Raw genomic sequence first — 26,475 nt, 5'->3', positions numbered from 1 at the left:
GGGGGGCGTGGTATGGTTCATGGAGCTTCTCCTTCCTGCGAAGCGCCCCGGTTGAAGCCGGGGCGCTTGCCTTCGGCGCGGGTCAAGCGGCCAGCGCCACGGCGGGTTCATCCGCCATTGCCTCGGCATCCTGCGGGGCGTCCTGCTCCGGGCCTTCTTCCTGCGCGCTTTCCTGCGCTGCCTGCTGCGGGCCTTCGGCCTTGAAGATGGCGGGCATCCAGCCCGTGCCATCCGCCAGCCGTTCGGCCTCGCTGGCAATGTCGGCCTTCTTCAACTTCGCCAGCCGGGTGACGTGCTCCGGCGCGTACTCGCCCACGGCATCCAGAATCACGGCCTTGGAAACGTGCTTGAAGTAGCCTTCTGCGGTCGGCGTCCACCATGCGGCCATGTCGAAGCCCACGGCCTGCGCCAGTTCCGCGCCGGGCTGGCGCTGCGTGGTGCGAAGCGTTACCACGTCCACCGTGGAGGCCACGCATACCGCCAGCAGCCGCACCAGTTCATCTTGCGGCTTCGCCAGCAGCGCGGCGAACAGTTCGGCGCTGTCCTCCGGCAAGGCTTCGCCCACCACCTGTTGCAGTTCGCGCAGCGCCACGGCCGCAGGGGATTCCGGCCAGTCCGGGGCCATGCCTTCCAGCCGGTCTTGCACTTTCAGGCTTACTCCCAGCGGTAAGCCGTGGCCGTAGTGGCGTTCCTGCAAGACGGTCTGCACCATGCTATGCACCACAGCAGCCAACGCGGTTTGCGGATGCCGGGCGACTTCGATTTGCAGCGCGGCGGTACGGTGGGCGCTCAACCGCTGCGCCAGCCGATCGGACATGGCGGCGGTCTTGGGCTGCTCGTCGTCCTCAGTTTCGTTGCCGCTCTCGGCTTCGCCTTCCACGCTGCCGAAACCTTGGCGCAGCTTCTCCAGCGTGCGAAGTGCTTTCGCTTCCGCTTCGCGCAGCAGCCCACGATGAACCACGGCCTCACCGTTGCGGTCGATGGTGACGATGGCACCGGCTGCGGCCTTCACGCTCGGGGCATACCCTTGCAAACCATCTTCCATTGCCTGCAACTGCTCGCCCAAGGCTTCTCCTTCCTCCTGCAAGGCGTCTGCCTTGTCCTCGTCCTCGGCGTCCATTGCGGCATCCACCGCTTCGGCCAGTTCGTGCATCTTGGCTTGCAGCTTTTCGATGCGCTGCGCCTCACGCTTGTTCGGCTCGCGCCGTTCCCTCGGCGCACGCTGAAAAGCGTGCAGATCGGTATGGGTCAGGCCCGGCGTGGCATCCACCCATGCCCAACCCTCGGCGCGGACAGCGGCGGCGATGCCTGCCAGCCGGTCTTGCGCCAGCCGTTCCAACAGCGCGGCGTCGGCGAGATACACGCCCGTATCGCCTTCCGCGAACAGGTCACGGCGCACGCCACCGCCTGCGGCCTCGTAGGTGTCCAGCCCGACGAAGCGCACCAGCGGATGCCGGTAGGCGTCGATTTCCCGCTCGGTCAGGCGTTCGCGCAGCGCGGAGGGGCCGCGCTGCCATGTCGGCGCGTCGTAGAAGGCGCTTTCCTGCGCGGCGTGGTCGTCGGTGATGGACAGCGCCATCAACTGGTCAAGGCTCACGGCATCGGCCCGATAGTCGGCCATCAAGCGCGGCGAAACATTCGCCAGCTTCAAGCGGCGCTGCACCACCAGCGGCGTGACGGAGAAATCCGCCGCAATGTCCTCGATGGGGCGGCCTTCGGCCACCAGCGCCGCGAAGGCTTCAAACTGGTCTGCCGGGTGCATGGCTTCGCGCTGCACGTTCTCGGTGAGACTGGCGGTGCGGGCCGTGCCATCGGCCACCAGCAGGCAAGGCACCGCCCACTCCTTCGGGATGCGGTGTTTCTTCGCCAGCAGCTTGAGGGCTGCGAGGCGACGGCCACCGGCCACGACTTCGTAATGCTCGCCATCGGCGGATGCAATCACGATCAGGTTTTGCAGCAAGCCCACGCGCTGAATGCTCGCGGCCAGTTCGTGGATGGACATGCGCGGGGTCTTGCGCACATTGCGACCCGTGGGGCGCAGCACCAGCCGCGACAGCGGAACCAGAATCAGGTTCTTGGTCGGGTCGGCGGCTTCCAGCGCAGGGGCTTGGATGGCACGGGCTTCGGTTTGGGTAACGGCGTTCATGGTGTATCTCCAGTCAAGTGAAACAAAGGAATGGAGGGGAACCGCCCCTCCGGCGGGGGAACGGCTCAAGCCTTGAGCTGGCGCATGCCATCGGCCAGCAGCCACAGGGCGCGATTGAGGCGCACATCGGAATCAATGCCCTGCACGGGGCGGGTGCGCTGGCGGCGTCCGTTGGCGCTGCGGCCATGCAATCCGCCCTTGGTCAAGTTCTCCTGCGTGCGGTTGAACACGCTCCACAGGTCGGGACGGCGGTCGTCGAACCGGCGCGGTATCAAGATTTGCGATTCGGTGATGGGCGCGGGCTTGTCCGGGTCGTCGTACTTGAGGGAAAGCGCGGCGCGGGCGAACACTTCGGATTCGCCATCGTCCAAGGTGATGCCGCGCATCAGGTCGCGGGATTCCTTCACGCGCTCGAAGCCGCTCAACACCTCGAAAGCGCCTTCGATAACGGAACCGGCCACGTCGCCTTTGTGGGGTACGCGCACGTCCGCCACGGTGTCGCCGCAAACAAGGCCATTGCTGCACACGAAACGGAACATTCCGGCCAGCATCTGATAGCTGCTGGTGCCGTCGTGCGAGTTCAGCAGCACGATTTCGTTAGCCTCTGCGCCGTTGATCTGGCTGGCGTGGCGCAGGCGAATCATGTGTTTGGTGTGTTCGCGCTTGCCTTCATCGCGCACGCGGGTCTGCGTCACCATGAAGGGCTGAAACCCCTCCTTGCGCAGCTCGGTCAGCACGGCTGCGGTGGGGATGTAGCTGTACCGCTCGGAACGGCTTTCATGTGGCGCGTCCGCGAAGATGGACGGGGCCACCCTACGAATCTGGTCATCGGACAGCGGGTAGTCGCTGCGCAATGCTGGGGAGTGGGAAGCGAAACGGGTTGCAAGCATGTCTTTCTCCTGACTTGGCTGTTGAAGAAACCGCACACCGGATTCCTAGATTCGGAGCCCAGCCTTTCGGCTGTTCGGTGCGGTCGGCACGAAGAACCCGGTTGGCCCTGTTGCCACCGTCTTTCCTGAGTTCATCGCCCGCGACGGTCAGGAGCGCGCGGACGGGGGCCGTCAAGGAGACAAGCGCAGGGTGGGTGCGGCCCGCAGGCGCAGCCGAGGACACGGCCCTGCGCGCCTTGACGGCACACGGGCGCGGGCTACAGTCGCGGACAAGGTGATGAGGTCAGGGAAGACGGCTGGACATGGCAACGGCCCTCTACATGCCGACCGCACGGCAAGCGAAGCGCGCAGGCCCGAAGCTGGAAGCCGGGCCGGAGGCGTCAGCCGAGCGGAGCGAGGAAACGATGGAAGCCCCTCAGGGGGCGAGATGCCGCAGGCGGCTCGATGCGCTACGCGCACGACAGCGCGACCGGCCATCTCCCAGGTGGCCGGGGACGCCCGGACTTCAAAGACGAAGGAACGACAGAATCAGGACGAGCACACGCAAGGCATCGTGGGCCTGATGCGGCTGCTGTCTGGCCGATCCGGCGCAGCCGGGTCGGCGGTGTTCAGGGGCGCCAAGCCTGCGCGGCGGGGATAGCCCGCAGGGCTTTCCCCTGGGAGCAAACGAAGCGCGCAGCGCCTCGCCAGGGGCGCGAAGGCACCGGCACCAGGCGTAGCAGAAAAAAAGTGCGTCGCTCCCGAAGGAATGACGCACCGAAGGCAGCACGGCGAGATCAGTTCGCCGCTGGCGCCGTCATTGACTGCAAGTGGTCGATCACGCCAGGCTCCACGAACACGCAGGCCTGCTCATCCGCGATCGGCACATTGAACACCTGGGCGAACACTGTGCGCCGCAGATGGGCCAGCCGCCCCGTCCGGTACGCCTGCTCGGGCTTCATGCGCCCGTCGGCCTGCGAGCCGCTGCGCTGCGGATCACATTCGACCAATGCGACAAAGCCGTCATCGGCCAGCTTCTGGTGCTCGGGACACAGCCCCCAGCCCGTCTTCGTGTGATGCTCCATGCTCGCGCGCAGGCGGCGGTCCAACAGGATGCTGCCCGTCTCGAAGGCCGCGCCGCAGACCAGGCAAATGTGCTGTTCGATGGAAACGTGTGATTTGTCGCTCATGATGAACTCCGGTTACTCGGGCGGAATTGCCCGGAACCGTCGCCAGCACGGCGCAGAGCAAGCGGTCAAAGATCGAAGACGGCCACCAGGCCGCAAGCGTGCAAGCACGCGCAGTCATTGACGGCGAGAGCGCCGTGATACGGTGAAGGGAACAGCAAGACCGCCCACACCCCGCCCCCTACACATGCCTGCCTTTGGCAAGCGAAGCGCGCAGGCCCGAGAGGGCCGGAGGCGTCAGGGATCAAAGCCGAATGGCCGCGACTCGGAACGAGGCGCGGGGCGCAGCCCGCGAGCCCGACGGCGGTACGCCGAGACGCCATCAACGGTTTGCCGTGCCCCAGCCATCACTCAGCTACACCAAAAATTTAGAGATAAATATTTCAATATCTGTAGCGTATGATTCATTGGATGTGGTCCATCCTGATCGTCACGCTCCCCACCCAGCCCAACGCCGTGCGCCTGCGCATCTGGCGCGCCCTCAAGGCGCTGGGCTGCGCCGCCCTGCGCGATGGCGCCTACCTGCTGCCCGATAAACACGCGGCGGCGCTGGAGTCCCTGGCCACCGAGGTCCGGGAGCACGGCGGCACGGCCTCTGTCCTGATCCTGTCGCCGCGCGACGAGGCGCAACGCGCCGAGGTGCTGGCCCAGTTCGACCGGACCGAGGCCTACGCGCAATGGCGCGACACTGCCACAGCGCTCCAGGCCGAACTCGAGAAGCTGGGCGAAACCGAGACACGGCGCCGCCTGCGCGGCGTGGCGGATGCCCTGCAGACGCTGCGACGCATCGACTACTACCCCGGCCCCGCCGCGCAGCAGGCCGACTCGGACCTCCTGGCGCTGCGGCGCGCTTTCGACAACCATTTCTCCAAGGGCGAGCCACAGCCGCGCGCCGACGATGGCATCGAGCGGCTCGACCCCGCCAAGTTCAAAGGCAAGGCCTGGGCGACCCGGGCAAGGCCCTGGGTGGACCGGCTGGCCTGCGCCTGGCTGGTCCGGCGCTTCATCGATCCCAAGGCCAAGTTCACCTGGCTGAGCGATGCCAGGAAGGCGCCGCGCGGCGTCATCGGCTTCGACTACGACGGCGCCCGCTTCACCCACGTCGGCGCACGCGTGACCTTCGAGGTGATGGCCGCGAGCTTCGGCCTGGACGCTGATCCGAAGCTGCAGCGCATCGCCGGGGCCGTGCATTACCTCGACGTCGGCGGCATTCCCGTGGCCGAAGCGGCTGGGCTGGAAGCCGTGCTCGACGGCCTGCGCGAAGTGCATGCCGACGACGATCGACTGGTCCTCGCCGCATCCGCGGTCTTCGATGCGCTCTACGCGGCGCCGGGAGCCTCTTCATGAGTGCCGTTCTCCAACGCCCGCAGCAGCAAGATGCAGCGCCCGCGCCCGTGAGTTTTCGGGAGGCCTTCTGGTTCTGGCTCAAGCTCGGCTTCATCAGCTTCGGCGGGCCGGCCGGGCAGATCGCGATCATGCACACCGAACTGGTGGAGCAGCGGCGCTGGATCAGCGAGAAGCGCTTCCTGCATGCGCTGAACTACTGCATGCTGCTGCCCGGCCCGGAGGCGCAGCAGCTCGCCACCTACATCGGCTGGCTGATGCACCGCACCTGGGGCGGCATCGTGGCCGGCGCACTGTTCGTGCTGCCCTCGCTGTTCATCCTGATCGCGCTGTCGTGGATCTACCTGCGCTTTGGCGACGTGCCGGTGGTGGCGGGCATCTTCTACGGCATCAAGCCGGCCGTCACGGCGCTGGTGCTGCATGCCGCGCACCGCATCGGCAGCCGGGCGCTCAAGAACGGCTGGATGTGGGGCATCGCGGCGCTGGCCTTCGTTGCGATCTTCGCTTTCGGCACACCCTTCCCGGCAATCGTCCTGGCCGCCGCGTTGATCGGCTACTTCGGTGCCCGTTGGGCGCCGGGCGTGTTCGCACTCGGCGGCGGCCATGGCGGTGCCCAGCAAGGCTATGGCCCGGCCCTGATCGACGACGACACGCCGACGCCGGCGCACGCGCGCTTCTCGCGCAGCCACCTGGCCAAGGTTCTCGCCGCCGGGTTGGGGCTGTGGGCGCTCGCGATGGGTACGCTCGTCGCGGTACAGGGGCTGCAGGGCACGCTGACCCAGATGGGCTGGTTCTTCACCAAGGCCGCACTGATGACCTTCGGCGGCGCCTACGCGGTGCTGCCCTACGTGTACCAGGGCGCGGTGGAGCATCACCAGTGGCTCTCGGGCGCGCAGATGATCGACGGTCTGGCCTTGGGCGAGACCACCCCGGGGCCGCTGATCATGGTGGTGGCCTTCGTCGGCTTCGTCGGCGGCTGGCTCAAGCAGGTGCTTGGCCCCGATGCGCTGTTTCTCGGCGGCGCACTGGCCGCTGCCGTGGTGACCTTCTTCACCTTCCTGCCGTCCTTCGTCTTCATCCTGGCGGGCGGCCCGGCCATCGAGGCCACGCACGGCAAACTCGGCTTCACCGCACCGCTGTCGGCGATCACGGCGGCCGTCGTGGGCGTGATCCTCAACCTGGCGTTGTTCTTCGCGTACCACGTGTTGTGGCCTCAGGGCTTCAGCGGCGCATTCGACTGGCTTTCGGCCCTGATCGCACTGGGCGCCGCGGTGGCCCTGTTCCGTTTCAAGCTGGGCGTGATGCCACTGCTGGGTGCGTGCGCAGTGATCGGCCTCGCGGCCACCTTGGCGCGTCTGCTGGTAGCTTGAGCCCTATGTGGCGGCCAAACGGGCGCTTGAGCGTGCACCGAGACATGCTTTCGCATTTCGATCCAGCCCGTTCAAGGTCATTCTGAGCAAATGTCAGTGCTCGTGTCGATGGTGCGCATCCGGCACATGCGGGTGCACATGCACCATCGGCTCGTGTACGTGGGCATGGCTGTGCGTGCCTACAGGCATGGGATCGTGCGCGTGGTCATGGTGGCCGTCGCCGTGGCTGTGTGCGTGCTCGTGTTCCAGCCGCTCATGTGCATGCTCGTGTCCGTGCGACTCCGCCAGGTGCAGCACTACCCCCAGCACCATCAGCAGGCCCCCCACCGCCATGATCCACGTGCCGCTGCGGTCTCCCAGGGCCATGGCGATCGCGGCGCCGATGAAGGGTGCAAACGCAAACACCGACCCCGTGCGCGCCGCGCCGAAGGCCCGCTGGGCCAGCAGGTAAAAGCGCAGGCTCAGGCCGTAGCCCGTGGCACCCACGGCCATCAGGCCCAGGGCCGCGCCCAGCGTCGGCAACGGATCCCCCGCCAAAACGGCCAGTAGGGCCGTGGCCGAAGTCCCCAGGACGGCCTTGCCCAGCACCACCTGGCCGGGATCACGCTCGGCCAGCGCGCGCGACAAGGTGTTGTCCGTGCCCCAGGCCATCGTGGCGACGAGCACGGCGAGCAACCCCCAAAGCTGGCTGCCGCCCTCGCGCCCCTGATCGAGCACCAGGGCCAGGCCTCCGGCCAGCAGCAGGAGCATGGCGGCCCAGACACGCCGGTCCATGGTCTCGCCATACAGCAGCCGTGCCAGCAACGCGGTGAACAGGGCTTCGAGGGTCAGCATCAGCGAAGCGCCTGTGCCGCTGGTGTGCTGCAAACCCCAGGCCAGCGCGACCGGCCCCAGGACCGCCCCAAAGGCGGCCATGGCCAGCAGGCGCGGAAAGTCGCCGCGCACCAGCCGCGCTTCCTTGTCCACCCGCTGACGCGAGAGCAGGCCAACGATGGCTGCGCCTGCGTAAAGCAGCGCCGCCGTCGAGAACGCACCCACGCCCGCGCCGATGCGCTGCACCAGCGGCGTACTGATGCCAAACAGGGCTGCGGCCAGCAAGGCCAACAGGCCGCCCCGCAGGGCGGGCCAAGGCATGGAAGCGTGTTTCATGGTGCGCCAGCGTACCCTTGGTGCGTTACTTGACCGTAAAGCGAACGGTCACGGTCTTCTTGTCGGCGGTCTGCAACGCAGCCACAGCCTTGGCACCCTTGCCCAGCTTCACGCCCTTGGCCTCCAGCTTGTTGCCACCGGCGGGTTTGAGGTCGGCCTCGGACTTGTCCGCACCATTGAGCACGGTCAGCTTGCCACTCACGCCGGCGGTGTCGTAGTCCTTGCCGTGGTCGATGACATACAGCGTCGCGCCATCGGCGGCGGCCACCAGCTCGAACGACAGGTCGCTGGCGGTTCGCACGATGCCGCCATGCTGTGGCTTGGCATCGCCATGCGCGAAGACAGTGGGAGCAGCCAGCAGAGAAGCCGCGCACAAGGCAGAAGCCGCCAGCAGGCGCAGGGAGGCAGGTTTGAAGTTCATCGGATCATCCTTTCAGGGTGCAGCGCGCTTGCAAAAAAGGCGGCGCCGCAAAGCCTTGTCGAAACAGCATTCAGGCGGGGTGTGCGTCACCCCGCATCAGTACGCCTCCTGCGGCACTGGCACCTGGCCTGCGGCCTCCGGCTCCGCCTGCAGCAGCCGCTCGGTGGGCTTGCGACCCAGCAGCCAATACAGCACGGGCGTGAGCAACGTATCCAGCACGGTCGAGCTGACCAGCCCACCGAAGATCACCACCGCCACCGGGTGCAGGATTTCCTTGCCGGGCGCATCGGCGGCCAGCAGCAGCGGCGTCAGCGCAAAGGCGGCCACCAAGGCCGTCATCAGCACCGGCGTCAGCCGCTCCAGCGAGCCGCGCACGATCATCGGCATGCCAAAGGTCTCCCCCTCGAACTTGCACAGATTGATGTAGTGGCTGATCTTCAGGATGCCGTTGCGCGTGGCGATGCCCGCCAGGGTGATGAAGCCCACCATCGAGGCCACAGACAGGCTCACGCCCGCGATCCACATCGCCACCACGCTGCCGATCAGCGCCAACGGGATGTTGGCCATCACGATGCCGGCCAGCACCGCCGAGCGGTAGCGCGCGTACAGCACCAGGAAGATCATCGCCAGCGAGACCAGCGACAACGCGCCGATCAACTGCGCCGCCTGCTCCTGGGCCTGGAACTGGCCCTCCAGGCTGATGAAGTAGCCCAGCGGCAACGGTGTCTCGCCGATGGCCTGGCGGATCTGCGCGACGATGGCGCTCATGTCGCGGCCATCGGTGTTGGCATAGACCACGATGCGCCGGCGTCCGTTCTCGCGGCCGATCTGGTTGGGGCCGTCTTCTTCCGCCACCGTGGCGAAGGCAGAGACCGGCAGACGCCCGGCTGGCGTGTCGATCAGCGTGGCGGCCAGGTCCTGCGGGCTGCGCCGCTGGTCGGGCAGCCGCAGCACCAGGTCGTAGCGGCGCGGGCCGTCCACGATCTCGGCGCTGTGCGCACCGTCGGTCAGCGCTTTCAGCAGCCGCACCGCCTCGCCAGGCGCCAGGCCCGTCTGCGCCAGCTTGCGCGGGTCGATGCGCACGGTGATCTGCGGGATCAGCACCTGCTTTTCTACCGTGAGGTCCACCAGGCCCGGAATGCCGGCCAGGCGGCCGCGCAACTGCTCGGCCAGCCCCCGCAGCGCATCCGTGTCATCGCCGAAGACCTTGAGCGCGATCTGCGCCCGCACGCCCGAGAGCAAATGATCCAGGCGGTGCGAGATCGGCTGGCCGATGGTGGCCTGCGCGGGCAGCAGGGCCAGGCGTTCGCGGATGTGGGCCATGATGGCCTCGCGGCTGCGCGCCGAGGGCTTGAGGTCCACGTCGATCTCGGCCGCATGCACGCCCTCGGCATGCTCGTCCAGCTCGGCGCGGCCGGTGCGCCGGCCCACCTGCCGCACTTCGGGCACCTCGGCGATCAGCCGCTCGGCCTCGGCGCCGATGCGGTTGGCCTGTTCCAGCGAGGTGCCCGGAGAGAGCACGAGCCCGAGAACCAGCGAACCCTCGTTGAACGCGGGCAGGAAAGCGCGCGGGAAGAACGGCACGCTGGCCCCAGCCAGCAGCACCGCCACGGCAGCGCAAGCCACCAGCGCCCTCGCCCGTGGGAAAGACCAAGCCAGCACCCTCGTATCCAGTCGCTTGAGCCACGCGACCAGCGGGCTGTCGCCGTGGTCGATGCGTTTCATGCGCGGCAGCAGGTAGTAGGCCAGTACCGGCGTCACCGTCATCGACACCAGCATGGAGGCCAGGATGGAGACGATGTAGGCCACGCCCAGCGGCGCGAACAAGCGCCCCTCGATGCCCGGCAGCGCGAACAGCGGCACAAACACCAGCACCACGACCAGCGTGGCGTAAACGATGCCCGAGCGCACCTCCACGCTGGCGCGGCGCACCACCTCCAGCACCGACAGCGGATCGTCCGCCGCGCGGTTTTGCTTGAGGCGGCGCAGGATGTTCTCCACGTCCACCACGGCGTCGTCCACCAGTTCGCCGATGGCGATGGCCAGCCCGCCCAGCGTCATCACGTTGATCGACAGGCCAAAGGCGCGGAAGGCCAGCGCCGCCACCGCCAGCGACAGCGGGATGGCCAGCAGCGAGATCAGCGTGGTGCGCGCCGACAGCAGGAAAGCGAACAGGATGACCGCGACCATCACAGCGCCGTCGCGCAGCGCCTCGCCCACGTTGCCCACCGAGGCCCGGATGAAGTCGGCTTGGCGGAATAGCACCTGCGGCTGGGCCAGGCCTTTGGGCAGGCCGGGCACCAGCTCCTGCAGCGCCGCCTCCACGGCAGCGGTGAGCTTCACGGTGTCGGCGCCGGGCTGCTTCTGCACGCTGGCGATCACGGCGGGGCCGCCGTTGTAGCCGCCATCGCCGCGCTTGAGGCCCGGCGCGAAGCCGACCTGTGCCACCTGCTCCAGCAGCACGGGGCGGCCGTCCTTCCAGGCGACGGCCACGCCGGCCAGGTCACCGCCCAGCGCATCACGGTCGGCCGTGCGGCCGACGTGGCGGATCAGGTACTCGCGCCCGTTCAGGTCGATGAAGCCGCCACCCGCATTGGAGGCATAACCCTTCATGGCCTGCTCCACCTGGTTGAGCGAGACGCCGAACTGCGCCATGCGCGCCGTGTCCGGTGCGACGCGCAGCGTGCGCACGTCACCGCCGATCGGAATCACCTGCGACACACCGGGAATGGACAGCAGGCGCGGGCGCAGCACGAAGTCCGCGTACTCGCGCGCCTGCATGGGCGAAGCGCCGTCCTGGGCCTGCGCGGTGATCGGCAGCGCGATCAGCATGATCTCGCCCATGATCGAGGACACGGGTCCCATCGACGGCTCGATGCCGGCGGGCAACTGCGCGCGCGCCAGCGCCAGGCGCTCGGCGACGAGCTGACGGTTGCGGTAGATGTCGGTGCCCCAGTCGAACTCGGCATAGACGATGGACAGGCCCACGCCGGACATCGAGCGCACGCGGGTGACGCCCGGCATGCCGTTGAGCGCGGTCTCCAGCGGGAAGGTGACGAGCTGCTCCACCTCCTGCGGCGCCATGCCGCCGGCCTCCGTCAGCACGGTGACCAGGGGCTTGTCCAGGTTGGGGAACACGTCCACGGGGGTGCGCCAAGCGCTGACGGCGCCCCACACCAGCAGAAAAGCCGCGACGGCGAGCACGAACAGGCGATTGCGCAGGCTGCTGCGCACGATCCAGTTGAACATGGCGTGCTCCTCAGCGGATCTGCGCCAGCAGCGCGGTGCCTTCGACCACGACGCGGTTGTCCGCGCCCAGCCCTTGCACCACGACCACCGTGGCCGCGTCCAGCGTGCGCACGCGCACCGGCTGCGGGATGTAGCGCTCCGCGCCCGACTTGATCCACACCACCTGCTCGTTGGCGGCATTGCGCACCACGGCCTGAGCGGGCAGCGTGAAGCCTTCGATGCGCTCGGCAAGCTGGGCAATCAGCGTCACGGGCTGGCCCACCGCGAGCGGCAGGGCTTGCCCTGCGCCAGCGGCTTGCAGGCGGAAGTTGACCGGCATCACGCCGTCGCGCAGCGCGCCACCCGCACCCACCAGTTGCAGGCGTGCGCCGGGCGCCTCGCGCAGCGAAGCGCCGGCCATGCGGGCCGGCAGCGCCGCGTCCGCGGTCGAGGCCTCGACCATCAGCCGGGAGGGATCGACAATCTCGAACAACAGTTCGCGGTCATCGGCCACCTGGCCGGCCACCGCCTGCGCACGGGCGATCACGCCCGAGACCGGGGCCACCAGTGCTTCGCGTGCGCCCAGGCTGGCGCCAATGCTTTTTTCTCGTGCGGACAGGCTTTGCAACTCGGCTTTCGCGGCCTCGATGTCCTTGCGCGGCACCGTGCCTTCCAGCGACTGCAGGCGTTCAACGCGCTGGGCGGCAAGCTGGCGGCTGCTGCGCAGTTCGGCCAGTTGCGCTTCCTGGTTTGCCTGGGCATAGGGTTCGGCATGGTGGCGAACATAGGCCAGCACCTCGCCTTTTCGCACTGCCTGTCCGGCGACGGGCAGGCCATGTGGGCCGGCCTCGACGCGGCCGCCATGCACCGCCTGCACGCGACCACCGGCATTCGGGTCCATCACCACGCGGCCCGCCAGCTCCACCGTGGCCTGTGCCTGCGAAGCGGCCACGATCTGCGTACGGATGCCCATGCGCCGCTGCGCGAGCATCGGCACGTTGACGCTGCCGTCGGGCAGGCGCATCAGCCCGTTGACATTCACAGCCTGCGGCGCATCGAGGTGTTCGCCGTTGGGGCCATGCGCGCCAGGGGCCGACCAGGCATTCCCAGCCGCCAGCATGTGGATGGCCGTCACAAGAATCGACACAGAAATCAGACGGGTGTTCATTGGGCGCCTCCTTGGGCTTTGCGGGAACGGCGGGTCCTCCAGGCGCTGGCCGCTGCCAACAACAGCATCACGAGCACGACCCAAACCACGTTGGGGATGCCGTGCCCGTCGCTGTGTCCAGCGCCATCGTGTGCATGTCCGTGGTCATCGCCACTGGCCGTGGTTGCCGGGCCTGTTTGCAGCGTCCCTTCCAGCAGGTCCGACTCCTCGCCGGCCAGGATCGTGACCACCAGCGGATGCGACCCCGGGGCCTTCAGCGCCTTGAGGAAAGCCGGGTCATCGACGGCGTAGTCGCCCATGTCCTCGTGGAACTTGGCGGTCGCCTTCGCCGTGCCGGATTCAACCTCGACCTGGGCTTTGAGCACCGGCTCGTTGGTCTCGAAGCGGTTGATGAGCATCGACAGCTCATCGCCCCGGAGGTGGGCGACCAGCTCGAAACTCTCGGAGCGGGCCTCCATGCGCGGCGCGGTGCTGGCGCTGCCTGCCGCCGCCGTGGGAGTGTCCAGGTGTTCGCCATTGGGGCCATGGGCGCCGGGCGCAGCCCAGGTACCCGCGCTGGAAAGAATCAGCAGGAAGGCCACCGCGGCGCCGGACAGCCATTGCTGCCAGCCACCGGACCACGAGCCACGTCGGGAAAGGGATAGGGAATTCATGGAAGGAGTCCGAGGGTTTGTTGCAGTTGGGCCTGGCTCAGGCCCAGCGCCGCTTGTTGGCGGGCCAGGGCGGCATCCGCCTGTGCGGCGGCATTGGCTGCGCGCAGCAGCTCGGGCAGCGGTGTTTCTCCAGCCTGGAACGATTTGTCGATGAGCTGGGTGCGCTCGCGCAGCAGCGCGGCGCGGTCGCGGGCGTCTTCGAGTTGGCGGGCAGCGTTGCGCATGGCCGAGCGGGCCAGGCCGAGGTCGGCTTCCTGGCGCTCGCGCAGTCGCAGTTCGGTGGTTTCAGCGACATCCAGTTCGCCCAGGGCAGCGGCTTGCAGCGGCGCATTGCGGCCATCGGTGCCAAAGGGGATGCGCACGCCAATGCCGATGCTGCGCTGAGTCGTCTGGCCGGTGCCCGGCGATTCTTCACGGTAGCGCAGCAGCAGCTCGGGCGGATCACGCCGGGATGTGTTGACCACGCCCACCCGCTTGCGCGCCCGTTCCACGGCCTGCGCGGCCAGTCGCAGTTCGGGGTGCACGTCACTGGTCGCAACGTCGAGTCCCGCCGATGGCGTGGATGGAGGTGCCATCTCCGGCATGGCCTCCAGGCCGGTCAGATTGCGCCACTGCGCCTGCGCACCCTGGCGCTTCTGGCGCACCTCGCCCGCCAGGGATTGGGCATCCAGCAGCTCGGCCCGCGCCGCCAGGGCATCGGCGCGCGCCAGGTCGCCGGCGCGGACACGGCGCTGCACGTCGTCGGACAGGCGCTGCAGGTATTGCACCTGGGCTTCGGCCGCATCGGCTTCGGCCTGGGCCGCCGACCAGCGCCAGGCCGCCTCGCGCACCAGGCCCGCCACCCGCAGGCGCGCGGCCTGGGTTTGCGCATCGGCAAGCTGGAGTTCGGCGCCAGCCGCAGCGGAACGTGCGTCGCGCTGACCAGGCAACCACAGCGGCAATGCGACGCCGATCTCGTTCTCGCGCCGCCCGACGTTGGTTTGCCAGCGGTCATTGCGGTGGTTGAGTTCGAGCGCCGGTGGCGCGGCCCAGAGGCTGGAGGCGGCGGTCTGCTCGGCCTGGGCGCGCCGGCCCTGGGCCTGAACTTCGCGTGCCTGCACGGCGCGCTGCCATGCGGCCTCCACGGCTTCGGCCAGGGTGACTCGGAGGTTGTCAGCCGGAGGGGCTGGGAGAGTTGGCGAAGGGGTTTGCGCGGCGGCGGGCAAGGCGCCCCCCACAGCCGCACAGCCTGCGATGGCGCAGGCCACGAACCAAGGAACGGGTTTCACGAAAGTCCTGACTCATTCGATGGCGATCCACAGGCACGCGATGCCTGCCCACATGGACATGCGCGGGCGGGCAAAGAGATGAGGGAATCGCCGGCTTGAAAACAGCCCGGCCGCGCGGGGAGCGCAGCGGGGGGAGGAGTTTTCAGAAGGTCAGGACAGCCGGGGGGGTCTTCGCGGGCCGTCGAGCACAGGCGGCGGCAGTGGCCATTCGTCCATCATGGGCGGACGCGCGGAACCGGTGGGAATGAGCGAGAAGGATGTGACAGCCCATAGGAAGGGGCTGCTCACGCCGCCATCGGCAACGACATGCTGCCGGGACTCGTCGGAGTCGTCCTGGACGACCGAGCCATCGTCATGGTGGTGGTGCGCCTCGCTCAGCGAGTGCATCGCCATATGCGCCACTTCGTGAACATCCGCGAATGCCGCAGCTTGCCCTCCTATGGCAAGGGACTGCCACAGCATGGAGAGCAACATCAGGGCAAGGGCGAACTTGCGGCGCATCATGCGATTCTAGTTTGCCAATGAATGCCAGAATGATTGAGGGGGAGGTGCATCGTCATGTGGTGGCCCGCTGCACCTCGACCGTGACATGCGACAGCTCGTGGATATGCGCCAGCAGCGCCTTGTAGTGCACGGGCTCCTTCGGTTCCCTGGCCATCAACGAAACGATGGCCGCGAAATGTCCCGGCCCCACCTGCCAGACATGCAGATCGGTGACATGGCTTCCGGTGGGCTCCATCGCCTCCCGAATCTCCTGCCGCACTTCCTGCCCCTCGGCGGCGGCGTCCAGCAGCACGCTGCCGGAGTCCTGGATCAGCCCCCATGACCAGCGGGCAATCACCAGCGCGCCAATCACGCCCATGAGCGGATCGGCCCAGAGCCAGCCATAGCTGCGGCCCAGCAGCAGCGCGACGATGGCCAGGATGGAGGTCAGGGCATCGGCCAGCACATGCACATAGGCCGCACGCAGGTTGTTGTCCCGTCCCTTGCCCGGCGCATGGTGATCGTCGTCGTGATCGTGGTGATGCCCATGCCCATGCGCATGACCGTGATGGGCATGGTGCGCGTGGTCATCCTTCAGCAGCCAGGCGCAGACCAGGTTGATGAGCAGCCCCACGACGGCCACGGCGATCGCCTGGTTGAAGTCGATCTGGATTGGCTGGGTCAGGCGCACCAGGCTTTCCCAGCCAATCAGCAAGGCGATCAGGGCCAGCACCACCGCGCTGGCAAATCCCGCCAAGTCTCCGAGCTTGCCCGTGCCGAAGGTGAAACGCGGATTGCCGGCATGCCGGCGCGCGAAACGGTAGGCCAGCGCGGTGATCAGCATCGCACCCGCATGGGTGGACATGTGCCAGCCGTCCGCCACCAACGCCATCGAGCCATAGACGGTGCCCGCAACGATTTCTACCAGCATCATGCTGGCCGTGAGCGCAATCACCAGCCATACCTTGCTCTCGTTGCGCTGGTGGTTAGCGCCGAGGAAGAAATGGTCGTGTGCGGGCGTGGTGGGGGCGTGGAGATTCATGGCTGAATTTCTGCAATGAGAGGCGCGGGCAACAAGGTCATTTCATGTAGGCCCGAATGACTTCGATCATTTCCTCGCCGCCCTGGTGGCGTTCCTTGTCGGTCGATGGCGCGATGACGTGCTCGCGCAGATGGTCTTCCATCACCTCCGCAGTCAGGCCGTTGACCGCGCCACGCACGGACGCGATCTGGCGCAGCACCTCGACACAGGCTGCATCTGCTTCCAGGGCGCGCTCGATGCCTTCAAGCTGACCCTTGATGCGGCGCACGCGCGCGATCAGCTTGGCTTTTTCTCGGGAAGTGTGGGACATGGCGAGGTCAGTCAATATAGCCTAGGGGGCTATATTACATTGACCATGCTCACCGCTGAGACGGGGTTTGGTCAAAACATGACCAGGCGGATGGGCTTCAAGGCAATTAGCGTCTGGCGGCACTGCGTGCCGGCACGCCCTGAGGCTCATTCAGTCATCACTGTTTTCTGACTCCGCTTGGCAGGAACAGATCGAATTTCCGAGACACTGTCTGGGAAATTGCCAACGCCGGGGATGTGGTTGCCAGCCCCGAAGACCTGGAAGGAAATTCGCCAGACAGTGTCTGGCGAATGGACTCAAGGGGCGTGAGCAATTGTCGTATCAGCGATACGACAATCTCCATCTCCATCCTGCGCCAGCAGCGCATCAAATGCCTGCACCACCTCCCGGCTGACAGCGCCTCCCGCGCACAGCGCAACCAGTTCACCCCGCAGGGATTCAATGATCGGGCTGCTCTCCATTCCACCGAGAGCTTGCGCTACCTGCTGCAGCACGCTTGGCAGTTCGGCGTGATCGCTGTCCGCTTCGATGCCTTGGATGACCTCCAGCGCCAGAGCCGGATCGCTGCGGTACAGCTCGGCCATTGCTTCACCATGGGGCCTGCTTCTTCTCATCTGCGCTCCATTGGCCCGGCTTGACTGCATCGCCGCACAGGCTCCACTCAATGTTGGGGAAGTTGGCCAACTCAAAAAATGAATCTCAGCCCGCCACCAGAATCCCCGGCGCATGCGCCCGCCGTGCAGGCTGCACCACGATCTTGACCTGCTGATCCAGCGACACCAGCGCCTGCATCAGCCGCTCCAGCGAGATGTTCTGGAGCTTGTAGCGGCGCACCTGCGACACCTTGGGCTGGGTCATGCCCGTGATCGCCGCCGCCTCGGTCTGGCTCAGACCGCGCTGGTCGATCAAGGTATTGAGCTTGAGCGCAAGCGCGGCCTTGGCCGTCAGTTCCTCGGCATCGTCAAAGCCTAGATCCATCAGCACGTTGTCGGTGCCTTGGGGATGCTCATTGCGAATCATCACTTTCTCCCGCTCGCCCCGTGACGGGCGAGCACTGCTTTCAGCCGCTTCTCGATCAACTCCACGTCCGGCTGCGGCGTGGCGATGCCGGACTTGGACTTCTTCTGGAACGCATGCAGCACATGCACCGCATCGCCCACCTTCACGGTGTAAACCGCCCGGAAGGTATCGCCCCGGTGGTCTTCCACAAGTTCGTACACGCCAGAGCCCAGCCCCTTCCAAGGCTTGGCCGAATCCGGCGTACTGCCCAACTGGACGATGAACAGCGCCACGCCCATGTCCTTCTGCACGTCGATGGGAAAGTCCTTGAAGTCCTTTTTCGAGGAGCCTTCCCAGTACAGCAGCTTTCGTTTCTGCTCCATGATCATATCCGTTCAGGTATAGATCGCAAGAGCCCGAATTGTCGTTTCAGCGGTACAACAATTCGGGCTAGCTGTTCAGGCGGTCGCTGCCTCGGCCGGCGCGCTGCGTCGAGTTCCTGCGATGGCCTGGCGCCGGTTTGCCACCAGCTCGGCCGCTGCGCGCACCGGCGCATCCTCGGTGTGGACGTAGCGCATGAACATGGCCACGGTCTTGTGCGCCGTCAGCGCCATTCCCACCTTGACCGGGATGCCCGAGTTAGCAATGTCGGTGGCCGAGCGGTGCCGAACGCCGTGCGTACCCACATGGGTCACGCCAGCGCGCTTGAGGATGCGCGTCCAGCCACCGTAATACTCGCCCGTGGTCATATGCTGTCCCGGATGGTTGGGGGACGGGAACACATGCGGGCAGCCATCCTGGCGCGGTGCGGTGGACAGCAGCCGGCAGGCTTCATCGCTCAAGGGCTTGGACATGCCGCCAGTCTTGCTGTCGGGCCAGACCACACGCCTGTTCTCCAAGTCCACCCAATCCCACTGCAGCGTGACGATCTCCGAGCGGCGGGCCGCAAACTCGAATTGCAGCCGGATCGCCAGCGGAAGAACCGCATGGTCTAGGCCCAGCCCGTCGGTTTCCAGAAAATCGAGATGCCGGAACAGCTTGCCCATTTCCTCATCGCTGATGAGGTGCGTGGCCTTGCCATCGGGGTAGGTCGGGACATGGCGGCACGGATTGGTGCCGTCAGGCCGGTAGCCCCACACCTCGGCCAAGTTGAACATCTTGCGCATCACGCTGAATGTGCGGTTCGCCTCGGCCGGCTTGTGCGCCATCTTCTTCATCGTTCCGGCCACATCCGGGCGCTTCACGTCCTGCACCTTCATGCGACCCAGCATCGGGATGATGTTGCGGTCGATGACGCCTTGGTAGCCGTCCTGCGTGCTGGGCTTGTTGCGCTGCTTGGAGTGATCCTCCATGAACTTCTCGCACAACTCCTTGACCGTGGGGGCCTTGCGCGCCGCTGCCTTGTCGGCGGCCGGGTCGCTGCCCCGGCGCACCTGCGCCAGCCACTCCTGCGCCAGCGAGCGGGCTTGCTCGACGGTCAGTTCCCCGAACAGGCCCAGGGCGGGCTTGCGCCGCTCACCGGCGTTCGTGCGGTACTGGAGCATGAACACCTTGCGGCCGGCTGGTGTAATCTTGCACAGGAAGCCGGGCACCAGCGTGTCCCGGAGTTCGACGGCCTGAGCCTGGGGTTGCGCCGCCTCAACAGCGGTCTTGGTGAGCTTGGTTTTCGCCATGATGACTCCTCGGAAAGACCCGTTTCCCAGGAGCCTCATAGGGGCCAGCAGAGGGGAAGCCGGGTCAGGTTTCGGAAAGCACCGGCATATGTTGAACTCGCCTAAGTTATTGATAAACCTGCTGTATCGGGCTTCGGCGTAGTCCAGCGAAGTTCGGTGCTGGAGTCATGGTGAAATGAAAAAAGCCTGCGGTCGCGCACGACGGCAGGCTTCGGCCTGGATGGCGGCCGGGCCGGAGGGGCCTTGCGGCCCGGTCCGGATCAGCGCCGAGCAGGCAGCGCGTAGGCGATCACGTAGTCCCCCCGGTCGGGCGACTGGCGCGCGCCGCCGGCGGTGATGACCACGTACTGCCGTCCGGTCTTGGGCGACTGGTAGGTCATCGGGCCGCCCTGGCTGCCCACGGGCAGGCGGGCCTTCCAGGCCTCCTGGCCGTTGCTGCTGTCGAAGGCGCGCAGGTAGTAGTCCTGCGTGCCGGCGATAAAGACCAAACCGCCCTGCGTGGCCAGCGTGCCGCCCAGGGTGGGCATGCCAATGGGAATGGGCATGCGCATCTTGATGCCCATCGGGCCGGTGTCCTGCACAGTGCCCACGGGCACCTGCCAGGCGATCCGGCGCGTCTTCAGGTCGATCGCGGTGAGGGTGCCGAAGGGCGGGGCCTGGCAGGGAATGCCGGCCACCGACAGGAAGCGGTTCTTGTTGACCGCGTAGGGCGTGCCCTTGAGCGGCACGGCGCCCATGCCGGTGTTCACGGCCTCGCCGCCACCGGAGGCCGCGCCGCGGTTGGCCGAGGGAATCATCTGCACCCACAGGCCCAGGCGCATGTCGTTGGCGAACAGGAAACCGTGCACCGGATCGACCGAGAGGCCGCCCCAGTTCATGCCGCCCAGCGAGCCGGGAAAACTCAGCGACACGTCCGTGCCGGGCGCGGTATAGAGGCCCTCGTAGCGCATCTTCTTGAAGGCGATGCGGCACAGCAGCTGGTCGAAGGGCGTGGCGCCCCACATGTCGGATTCGGTGAGCGTCTGCGCGCCGATCTGTGGCATGCCGACCGAGCGCGGCTGCGTCTCGGAATACTGCTCGCCCTGGATGTCGGCCTTCTTTACCGGCTGCTCCTGCACCTCGGTGAGCGGCTTGCCGGTGGCGCGGTCCAGCACGTAGATCTGGCCGGCCTTGGTGCCGATCGCAAGGGCCGGCACGGTGCGGCCGCCATCGACGGGGAAGTCGATGAAGCTCGGCTGCATCGGCAGGTCGAAGTCCCAGAGGTCGTTGTGCACCGTCTGGTAGACCCACTTCTCCGCGCCCGTGGTGGCGTCCACCGCGAGGATGGAGGCGCCGTACTTGTGGTTCAGCGCGGTGCGCTCGGCGCCGTACAGGTCGGTCGAGGGGCTGCCCATGGGCAGGAAGACGGTGTTCATGGCCGCGTCGTACGACATCGGCGCCCACGAGTTCGGCGTGCTGCGCACGTAGGTCTTGCCTTCGGCGGGGGCCTTCTTGTCTGCGGGGTTGCCCGGGTCGAACGCCCAGCGCATCTGGCCGGTCATCACGTCGAAGCCGCGGATCACGCCGCCGGGCATGTCGGCCTGCACGTTGTCGGCCACGCGGCCGCCCACCACCACCGTGGTGCCGGCCATGAGCGGCGGCGAGGTGAGCTGGTAGAACGGATCGGGCGCGGCGCCCAGGCCGGCCTTCAGATCGACCTGGCCGTTGGTGCCGAAGCCCTGGCAGAACTCGCCAGTGTCGGCATCGACGGCGATCAGGCGGGCGTCGATGGTGTTGGTGAGGATGCGCCGCTGGCAGTTGGCACCGGGGGGCAGGGCCACCGGCTGCACGGGCACGGCGCCCGCGGTGGTCACGGCCGGCAGCGGCGCGGCGGCGTCGAAATAGGCCAGGCCCCGGCAGCGCTGCCACACGGAGGATTGCGCGTGGATCTCGCGCTTCCAGATCTGGCGGCCGGTGTCGGCCTCCAGCGCGATCAGGTCGTTGTGCGGCGTGCAGAGGTAGAGGCGGTCGCCGATCTGCAGCGGCGTGGTCTGGTCTTCGGCACCGTTGCCGTTGCTGACGGCCACGTCGCCGGTGCGGTACGTCCAGGCCACTTCGAGCTGGCCGACGTTGCCCCGATTGATCTGGTCCAGCGCGGCGAAGCGGCTGCCGCCGTTGGTGTTGCCGTAGTGCTCCCAGTTCTTCTGGGCCCGGGCCGGGTCCACGGGCGTGAGGCCGGGACCGTTGCCGTCCGCCACCACGGTGGGATGCGGCACGAACATGCCGCCGAAGGCCGCCACCAGCGCCACGGCGAGCACCGCCGCCACGCCGTACGCACGGCGGCCGCGCGCGGCCGCCAGGCCCGGGTAGGCCAGCGCCACCAGCAGGCCGAGCACGCCCGGCGCGAAGAGGCGCGAGAAGAGCGGCCAGAACACCCAGCCGGCATCGGCCAGGGCCCAGGCCACGCTCGCGGCCAGCGTCACCGCGTAGAGCCAGGCACCGGCCGTGCGGCCGCGCCACAGCAGCACGCCGGCCACCAGCATCGCCAGGCCCGCCGGCGCGAAATACAGGCTGCCGCCCAGGGTGGCCAGATAGATGCCGCCCACGAGGAAGGCGAGGCCGAACAGCATGCTCAGCGCGCCCACGAGCCTGCCGGCCCAGCGCGGACGGGCCTGCGGGGGCTGTCGTCGATCTGCGGTCATGAAAATTCCTTCTTGATGTTAGTCAAGGGTATTTTCCCGCATTCGTCGCATCGACTCGGCCGCAAGGGTTTCGCCGGCCATGAAAAAACCGGCCGATGGCCGGTTTTTTTCGTTGGAAGCCGTGGAGGAAAAAAGTGCCTGGCTACGCGGGCGAACCGTTGGCTGGCGAATACGACCCGGCAGGCCCTGAACGTGGCCCGGGAGTCGCCCCACGATGAAACCGTCGGAGCAGGCCCTGCGGGGGCCCCTGCTGCCCGCTTATTTGGTGAGGATCAGCTTGCCGAGCTTGGTCGCCTGCAGCCGGTAGATCGAGCCGTTGTGGAAGATCGCCACGGTCTTCTGGCCCTTGAGCAGATCGCTGCTGTCCACCGCCGGGGCGGAGGCGGGCAGGCCGTTCACGTCCGTATGCCGGTCGTGGAGGCCCGCGCCGAAGAAGGCTGCGGAAGGGGACAGGGCGGTCAGGCTGGCGTGCATGGTTGGGGTCCTCGGTGCGTTGGCAATGGATTAATGATAACCATTCTCAATTAAGCGTCAAGGCCCAGCCCGGCTTTATTGCAAGGTTTTGTCTCACTGCGGATCGGTCACGAAACCGATCTTGCGCACGCCCGCGCGCTGCGCCGCTGCCATGGCCTGGGCGACGCGCTCGTAGCGCACTTCCTTGTCGCCGCGGATGTGCAGGTCGGGCTGCGGGTCCTTCGCCGCCTCGGCCTTCAGGCGGGGTTCCAGCTCGGCATCGGTGATGTCGGTCTCGTTCCAGTGGTACTTGCCGTCGGCGGTCACGCTCAGCCGGATGGTCTCCGGCTTGACGTTCTCGCGCTCGGCCGAAGCGCGGGGCAGGTCCACCGGCACCGCATGCTTCATGACGGGCACGGTGATGATGAAGATGATGAGCAGCACCAGCATGACGTCCACCAGGGGCGTCATGTTGATCTCGTTCATCACCTCGTCGGCGTCGTCCTGGGTTCCGAATGCCATGGCGCATCAGCCTTTCTTGATGGGCAGGACCTTGGCCTGGTCGGCGGGTGCGCTGACGCGGGCGCCGGTCACGAAGTAGGCATGCAGGTCGTGCGCGAAGCTGTTCAGGCCGTTCAGGATCGACTTGTTGCCCCGCACCAGCGCGTTGTAGCCCAGCACGGCCGGGATGGCGACCGCCAGGCCCAGCGCCGTCATGATGAGCGCCTCGCCGATCGGCCCGGCCACCTTGTCGATCGTGGACTGGCCCGAGGTGCCGATCGCCACCAGCGCGTGGTAGATGCCCCAGACCGTGCCGAACAGGCCGATGAACGGCGCCGTGGAGCCGACCGAGGCCAGGATCGCGAGGCCCGACTGCAGCCGCGCGGTGAATTCGTCGATGGTGTTGCGCAGGCTGCGCGTGATCCAGTCGCTCACGTCCAGGCTGTCGTGCAGATGGGCCTTGGTGTTGCGGTGGTGGGCGGTGGCTTCGCGGCCTTCGAGCGCCAGGTGGCGGAACGGGTTGTCGGCATCGTTGCCGAGCTTGTCCATGCCGGCCGCGAAGTCCTCGCTGTGCCAGAAATCGCGCGCCGCCCGGGCGTGCTTCTTGAATTTGACGATGTCCAGCGCCTTGATGAGGATCACGATCCACGAGGCGAGGGACATGCCGAGCAGCAGCACGGCGACGGCCCGGGTGACGAAATCACCCTGGACCCAGACGTTGGCGATGCCGAAATGCGATTCCATGAGAACTCCTGAAGCTGTAGAGGATTTGAGAACGGGTGGGTACGCCGGAAACCGCCGGGGCACCGGAAGGCTCCACGGCCGCTTATTCGAGAACGAAATTGACCGGGACGAGGTTCCACATGGTCTCGGGCACGCCGTTGCGCTTTCCGGGCACGAATTTCCAGCGCATGACCGCGTCCACGGCCTGCCGGTCCAGCCGCTCGTAGCCGCTGGACTTGTTGATTTCCACCTTCTGGGGTTGGCCGTCGGTGCCGATCAGCACGCGCAGCACGACCTTGCCCTGCTCGCCCAGCCGGCGGCTGATCGCGGGGTAGGTGGGCTTGGGGTTGTTCAGGTAGGCGGCGTCGCTGGACGGCAGCTCGATCTTCGGCGGCGCCGGCGGGGCGGGCGGTGCCGGGGGCGGCGCCGGCGGCGCCTGGGGTGCGGCGATCGGCGGCGCGGGGGGCTGCGGCTCGGTGATGCCCACGGGCGCATTGGGCGCGGGCGCGGGATCGGGCACGGCCAACGGCATCGGCGCGGGGCGGGGCGCGGGGGCGCGCGGCGCGGGCTTGGGCGGAGGCGGTGCCGGCTTCGGGGGCGGCGGAGGCGGGGGCACCGGCGGGGCCGGAGGCGCGGGCGGCGTGATGAACTCGCTCAGGACTTCCGCGGGAACGATGATTTCGGCGGCCTTGCGCACCAGGCCGGACTGCAGTGCCCACAGGCCGGCGACGTGCAGGAGCACGACCGAGCCTGCGATCACCGCATTGCGGCTCACGCCCCCGGAGGAGCCATAGCGATCAAACTGGGACATAGGAAAAAGGTCTGCCGGCGTCCGGGCGGTGCCGCGGCACCAGCGCGCCCAACGGCTGAGCAGAAAGGGAGAGATTATTTACGGAAGATCCACCACATGGATCCCAGAACGAAGATCAGGCTGCCAGCGAGGATGCAGAGCAGTTCCATGCCTTGCTCTCCAGAATGGACGGTGCCAGCTGGATCGGCTGCGGCACGGCTTCTTCCTTGTGGATCGCCGCCACCTGCTGCCCGCCACCGCAGCGGGCCACGACGTCGCGCGCGCAGGATTCGCAGCGGCCGCACTGGGTGGCCACACCGAGTTCGAACTGGATTTCGTCGAAACTCAAACCCGCATGCGCGTGGCGTGCGATCTCCCGGTCGGAAACCCGGCGGCATACACAGACGATCATGGGGCAGTGGCGTTCAGTCGGTTGGCGATGAACCATTATAAATGCGAATTCATCGCATTTGCAATCCTTTCGACGCAGGCTTCGCCGGATGGTTCCCCCGCACTGCCTCCCGCAGCCTGGAACCCCGCAAGCCCCGGGTATCCGACAGCCAAAAAAAAAGCCCGGCACTGCCGGGCTTTGAATGGATCCAGGAACGCGAGCCCGAGGATCCAAGGAGACAACGGGTCTGTGCTCAACGCTTGCGTGCAGCAGCGTCGGCGGCAGCCGCCGCGGCGTTCGTGGCCGTGGCAGCGTTGCTGGCGGCCGTGTTGGCCACGGCGTTGAAGTTGGCACCGGCCACGTCGCTGGCCTGCTTCACGGCCTTCTGGACGGTTTCGAAGGCGTTGTTGGCGGCGGAGACGGCGCTCTTGAACACGGCCACGCCGGTTTCGGTGCCGGCAGGTGCGTTGCGGGCGGCGGTGTCCACGATGTTGCTGAGATTGCGCTGCGCTTCAGCGGCCTGGGCTTCGAAGGCGCGGCCGAATTCGGCGCTGGTGCCCGAGGCGATGTCGTACAGGTGGCGGCTGTAGGCGGCGGTCTTCTCGGCCAGGGGCTGGAAGAAGGCGGCCTGCAGCGACAGCAGTTCCTGGGCGTCCTTCACGGACAGCAGGGCCTGGGTGTGCGCAGCGGCTTCGGACAGGGTGGCGCGCGATGCCGTCACGTTCAGTTCGACCAGCTTTTCCATGCCTTCGAAGGCCTTGTTCGTGAGGCCGAACAGGGTCTCCAGATGGGCCTTCTGGGCGGCGATCACTTGTTCAGGGGTCAGGGACATGGATATCTCCTCAGGAAGTAAAAGATGGCTGGACTGAACCGCGCCGCTTCATTGGATGTTGCAGTGCAGCATGAGATGAATTTTAGGGTCTTCCTGCAGGTATGCAAGCCCTTTTGCTGCAATGCAGCATTTTTAGAGGCGGGGCTCCAAAAACGCAGGTCCGGCCGGTGACGGGCCTCCACGCGGCCCGCTGGCAGAATCTTCCGCATGACCCACGCCACGCCTTCCGCCCCCGCCGCTGCGCCCCGGCGCGCTCCCGAGCCGCGTGCCGGCTACCCCGTCTTCCGCGACATCACGACCCGCTGGGCGGACAACGACGTCTACGGGCACGTCAACAACGTCGTCTACTACAGCTGGTTCGACACCGCCGTGAACGCCTATCTGATAGAGCAGGGCGCGCTCGACATCCACGGTGGCGACACGATCGGGCTCGTGGTCGAGACGCAGTGCAACTACTTCGCGCCGCTGGCCTTCCCGCAGACCGTGGAAGCCGGCATCCGCGTGGCGCGGCTGGGCGGCAGCAGCGTGCGTTACGAGGTGGGCCTGTTCGCGCGCGGTGAACCGCTGTGCGCCGCGGCGGGCCACTTCGTGCACGTGTACGTGGACCGCGCGGACCGGCGCCCGCGCCCGCTGCCGGAGGCGTTGCGCCGTGCGCTGGAGCCGCTGCGCCGGGAGCCGTCCGGCGCGTAGTCCGGCCATCCGGGCGGGCCTGCCCGGCCGGGGACGTGCCCGGCCGTGGCCCGCGTGTACCCCGCCCCACGGGGGCGGGGGCCGGTCCGGGCGGTTTCCCGCCC

26 protein-coding genes are annotated in these 26,475 nt (G+C 67.3%); 3 read left to right on the top strand and 23 right to left on the bottom strand.

Annotated elements, in window-relative coordinates:
• Positions 1-82 precede the first annotated feature (82 nt).
• From Q9R47_RS01245 to Q9R47_RS01235, 3 genes are all read right to left on the bottom strand, one after another.
• The gene (locus Q9R47_RS01245; protein ID WP_154163139.1) at positions 83-2,146 is read right to left on the bottom strand and encodes a ParB/RepB/Spo0J family partition protein; all 2,064 of its coding nucleotides are present in this window, start codon (positions 2,144-2,146) and stop codon (positions 83-85) included.
• Positions 2,147-2,211: 65 nt separating this feature from the next.
• On the bottom strand, positions 2,212-3,036 hold the full coding sequence (locus tag Q9R47_RS01240) for a DUF932 domain-containing protein (RefSeq protein ID WP_043371975.1): 825 nt from the start codon (positions 3,034-3,036) through the stop codon (positions 2,212-2,214).
• Positions 3,037-3,812: 776 nt separating this feature from the next.
• Positions 3,813-4,205: a hypothetical protein gene (locus Q9R47_RS01235; protein WP_043371971.1), complete on the bottom strand. Its 393-nt coding sequence runs from the start codon at positions 4,203-4,205 to the stop codon at positions 3,813-3,815.
• Positions 4,206-4,613: 408 nt separating this feature from the next.
• On the opposite strand from Q9R47_RS01235, the gene Q9R47_RS01230 reads away from it, so the two are divergent.
• Positions 4,614-5,549: a chromate resistance protein ChrB domain-containing protein gene (locus Q9R47_RS01230; protein ID WP_043371969.1), complete on the top strand. Its 936-nt coding sequence runs from the start codon at positions 4,614-4,616 to the stop codon at positions 5,547-5,549.
• On the top strand, positions 5,546-6,916 hold the full coding sequence (gene chrA / locus Q9R47_RS01225) for a chromate efflux transporter (RefSeq protein ID WP_154163138.1): 1,371 nt from the start codon (positions 5,546-5,548) through the stop codon (positions 6,914-6,916). The genes Q9R47_RS01230 and chrA overlap by 4 nt, the downstream gene beginning before the upstream one ends.
• 93 nt (positions 6,917-7,009) lie before the next feature.
• Here the strand turns inward: chrA and Q9R47_RS01220 are convergent, their stop codons facing one another.
• The 20 genes from Q9R47_RS01220 to Q9R47_RS01125 form a co-directional block, all read right to left on the bottom strand.
• On the bottom strand, positions 7,010-8,050 hold the full coding sequence (locus Q9R47_RS01220) for a DMT family transporter (protein ID WP_179954929.1): 1,041 nt from the start codon (positions 8,048-8,050) through the stop codon (positions 7,010-7,012).
• A 40-nt stretch (positions 8,051-8,090) separates the two neighbouring features.
• On the bottom strand, positions 8,091-8,486 hold the full coding sequence (locus Q9R47_RS01215; RefSeq protein WP_179954928.1) for a hypothetical protein: 396 nt from the start codon (positions 8,484-8,486) through the stop codon (positions 8,091-8,093).
• A 96-nt stretch (positions 8,487-8,582) separates the two neighbouring features.
• Positions 8,583-11,735, bottom strand: coding sequence for an efflux RND transporter permease subunit (locus Q9R47_RS01210; protein WP_154163136.1), 3,153 nt, complete (start codon positions 11,733-11,735; stop codon positions 8,583-8,585).
• Between the two features lie 10 nt (positions 11,736-11,745).
• Positions 11,746-12,882: an efflux RND transporter periplasmic adaptor subunit gene (locus Q9R47_RS01205; protein ID WP_043371960.1), complete on the bottom strand. Its 1,137-nt coding sequence runs from the start codon at positions 12,880-12,882 to the stop codon at positions 11,746-11,748.
• Positions 12,879-13,535 carry a hypothetical protein gene (locus Q9R47_RS01200; RefSeq protein WP_154163135.1) on the bottom strand — a complete coding sequence of 219 codons (657 nt, stop codon included), beginning with the start codon at positions 13,533-13,535 and terminating at the stop codon, positions 12,879-12,881. Before Q9R47_RS01200 ends, Q9R47_RS01205 begins: the two co-directional genes overlap by 4 nt.
• The gene (locus tag Q9R47_RS01195; protein WP_154163197.1) at positions 13,532-14,740 is read right to left on the bottom strand and encodes a TolC family protein; all 1,209 of its coding nucleotides are present in this window, start codon (positions 14,738-14,740) and stop codon (positions 13,532-13,534) included. The genes Q9R47_RS01200 and Q9R47_RS01195 overlap by 4 nt, the downstream gene beginning before the upstream one ends.
• A gap of 213 nt (positions 14,741-14,953) precedes the next feature.
• Positions 14,954-15,307, bottom strand: coding sequence for a hypothetical protein (locus Q9R47_RS01190; RefSeq protein WP_051962158.1), 354 nt, complete (start codon positions 15,305-15,307; stop codon positions 14,954-14,956).
• 52 nt (positions 15,308-15,359) lie between these two features.
• On the bottom strand, positions 15,360-16,328 hold the full coding sequence (gene dmeF / locus Q9R47_RS01185) for a CDF family Co(II)/Ni(II) efflux transporter DmeF (RefSeq protein ID WP_154163134.1): 969 nt from the start codon (positions 16,326-16,328) through the stop codon (positions 15,360-15,362).
• Positions 16,329-16,365: 37 nt separating this feature from the next.
• Positions 16,366-16,638: a metal/formaldehyde-sensitive transcriptional repressor gene (locus Q9R47_RS01180; protein WP_043371954.1), complete on the bottom strand. Its 273-nt coding sequence runs from the start codon at positions 16,636-16,638 to the stop codon at positions 16,366-16,368.
• A 296-nt stretch (positions 16,639-16,934) separates the two neighbouring features.
• Positions 16,935-17,222, bottom strand: coding sequence for a hypothetical protein (locus Q9R47_RS01175; RefSeq protein WP_311231422.1), 288 nt, complete (start codon positions 17,220-17,222; stop codon positions 16,935-16,937).
• Positions 17,223-17,337: 115 nt separating this feature from the next.
• Positions 17,338-17,658: a helix-turn-helix domain-containing protein gene (locus tag Q9R47_RS01170; RefSeq protein WP_043371951.1), complete on the bottom strand. Its 321-nt coding sequence runs from the start codon at positions 17,656-17,658 to the stop codon at positions 17,338-17,340.
• Positions 17,658-18,020, bottom strand: a complete 363-nt coding sequence (locus Q9R47_RS01165; protein ID WP_043371950.1) for a type II toxin-antitoxin system RelE/ParE family toxin — start codon at positions 18,018-18,020, stop codon at positions 17,658-17,660. The genes Q9R47_RS01170 and Q9R47_RS01165 overlap by 1 nt, the downstream gene beginning before the upstream one ends.
• A 75-nt stretch (positions 18,021-18,095) precedes the next feature.
• Positions 18,096-19,310 (bottom strand): site-specific integrase, encoded by a 1,215-nt coding sequence (locus Q9R47_RS01160; RefSeq protein WP_043371948.1) that lies wholly within the window; start codon positions 19,308-19,310, stop codon positions 18,096-18,098.
• A gap of 260 nt (positions 19,311-19,570) precedes the next feature.
• Positions 19,571-21,991, bottom strand: a complete 2,421-nt coding sequence (locus Q9R47_RS01155) for a glucose/quinate/shikimate family membrane-bound PQQ-dependent dehydrogenase (RefSeq protein WP_311231421.1) — start codon at positions 21,989-21,991, stop codon at positions 19,571-19,573.
• Between the two features lie 258 nt (positions 21,992-22,249).
• A complete protein-coding gene (hemP, locus tag Q9R47_RS01150) occupies positions 22,250-22,465 on the bottom strand; it encodes a hemin uptake protein HemP (RefSeq protein WP_311231420.1) in 216 nt (71 codons plus the stop codon).
• A gap of 93 nt (positions 22,466-22,558) precedes the next feature.
• Positions 22,559-22,966, bottom strand: a complete 408-nt coding sequence (locus Q9R47_RS01145; protein WP_311231419.1) for a biopolymer transporter ExbD — start codon at positions 22,964-22,966, stop codon at positions 22,559-22,561.
• A gap of 6 nt (positions 22,967-22,972) precedes the next feature.
• Positions 22,973-23,689, bottom strand: a complete 717-nt coding sequence (locus tag Q9R47_RS01140; protein WP_311231418.1) for a MotA/TolQ/ExbB proton channel family protein — start codon at positions 23,687-23,689, stop codon at positions 22,973-22,975.
• Between the two features lie 82 nt (positions 23,690-23,771).
• Entirely contained in the window at positions 23,772-24,479 is a 708-nt protein-coding gene (locus Q9R47_RS01135; protein WP_311231417.1) for a TonB family protein, read from the bottom strand.
• 115 nt (positions 24,480-24,594) lie between these two features.
• Positions 24,595-24,870, bottom strand: coding sequence for a (2Fe-2S)-binding protein (locus Q9R47_RS01130; RefSeq protein ID WP_311231416.1), 276 nt, complete (start codon positions 24,868-24,870; stop codon positions 24,595-24,597).
• A gap of 232 nt (positions 24,871-25,102) precedes the next feature.
• Positions 25,103-25,681, bottom strand: a complete 579-nt coding sequence (locus Q9R47_RS01125) for a phasin family protein (RefSeq protein ID WP_311231415.1) — start codon at positions 25,679-25,681, stop codon at positions 25,103-25,105.
• Positions 25,682-25,888: 207 nt separating this feature from the next.
• On the opposite strand from Q9R47_RS01125, the gene Q9R47_RS01120 reads away from it, so the two are divergent.
• On the top strand, positions 25,889-26,371 hold the full coding sequence (locus Q9R47_RS01120) for a thioesterase family protein (RefSeq protein WP_311231414.1): 483 nt from the start codon (positions 25,889-25,891) through the stop codon (positions 26,369-26,371).
• Positions 26,372-26,475: the final 104 nt, after the last annotated feature.

The organism is Acidovorax sp. PRC11, from assembly GCF_031844105.1.
Classification (GTDB): Bacteria; Pseudomonadota; Gammaproteobacteria; order Burkholderiales; family Burkholderiaceae_C; genus Paracidovorax.
The sequence above is the reverse complement of the archived record's forward strand: the minus strand, read 5'-3'. Positions and strand labels throughout refer to the sequence as shown.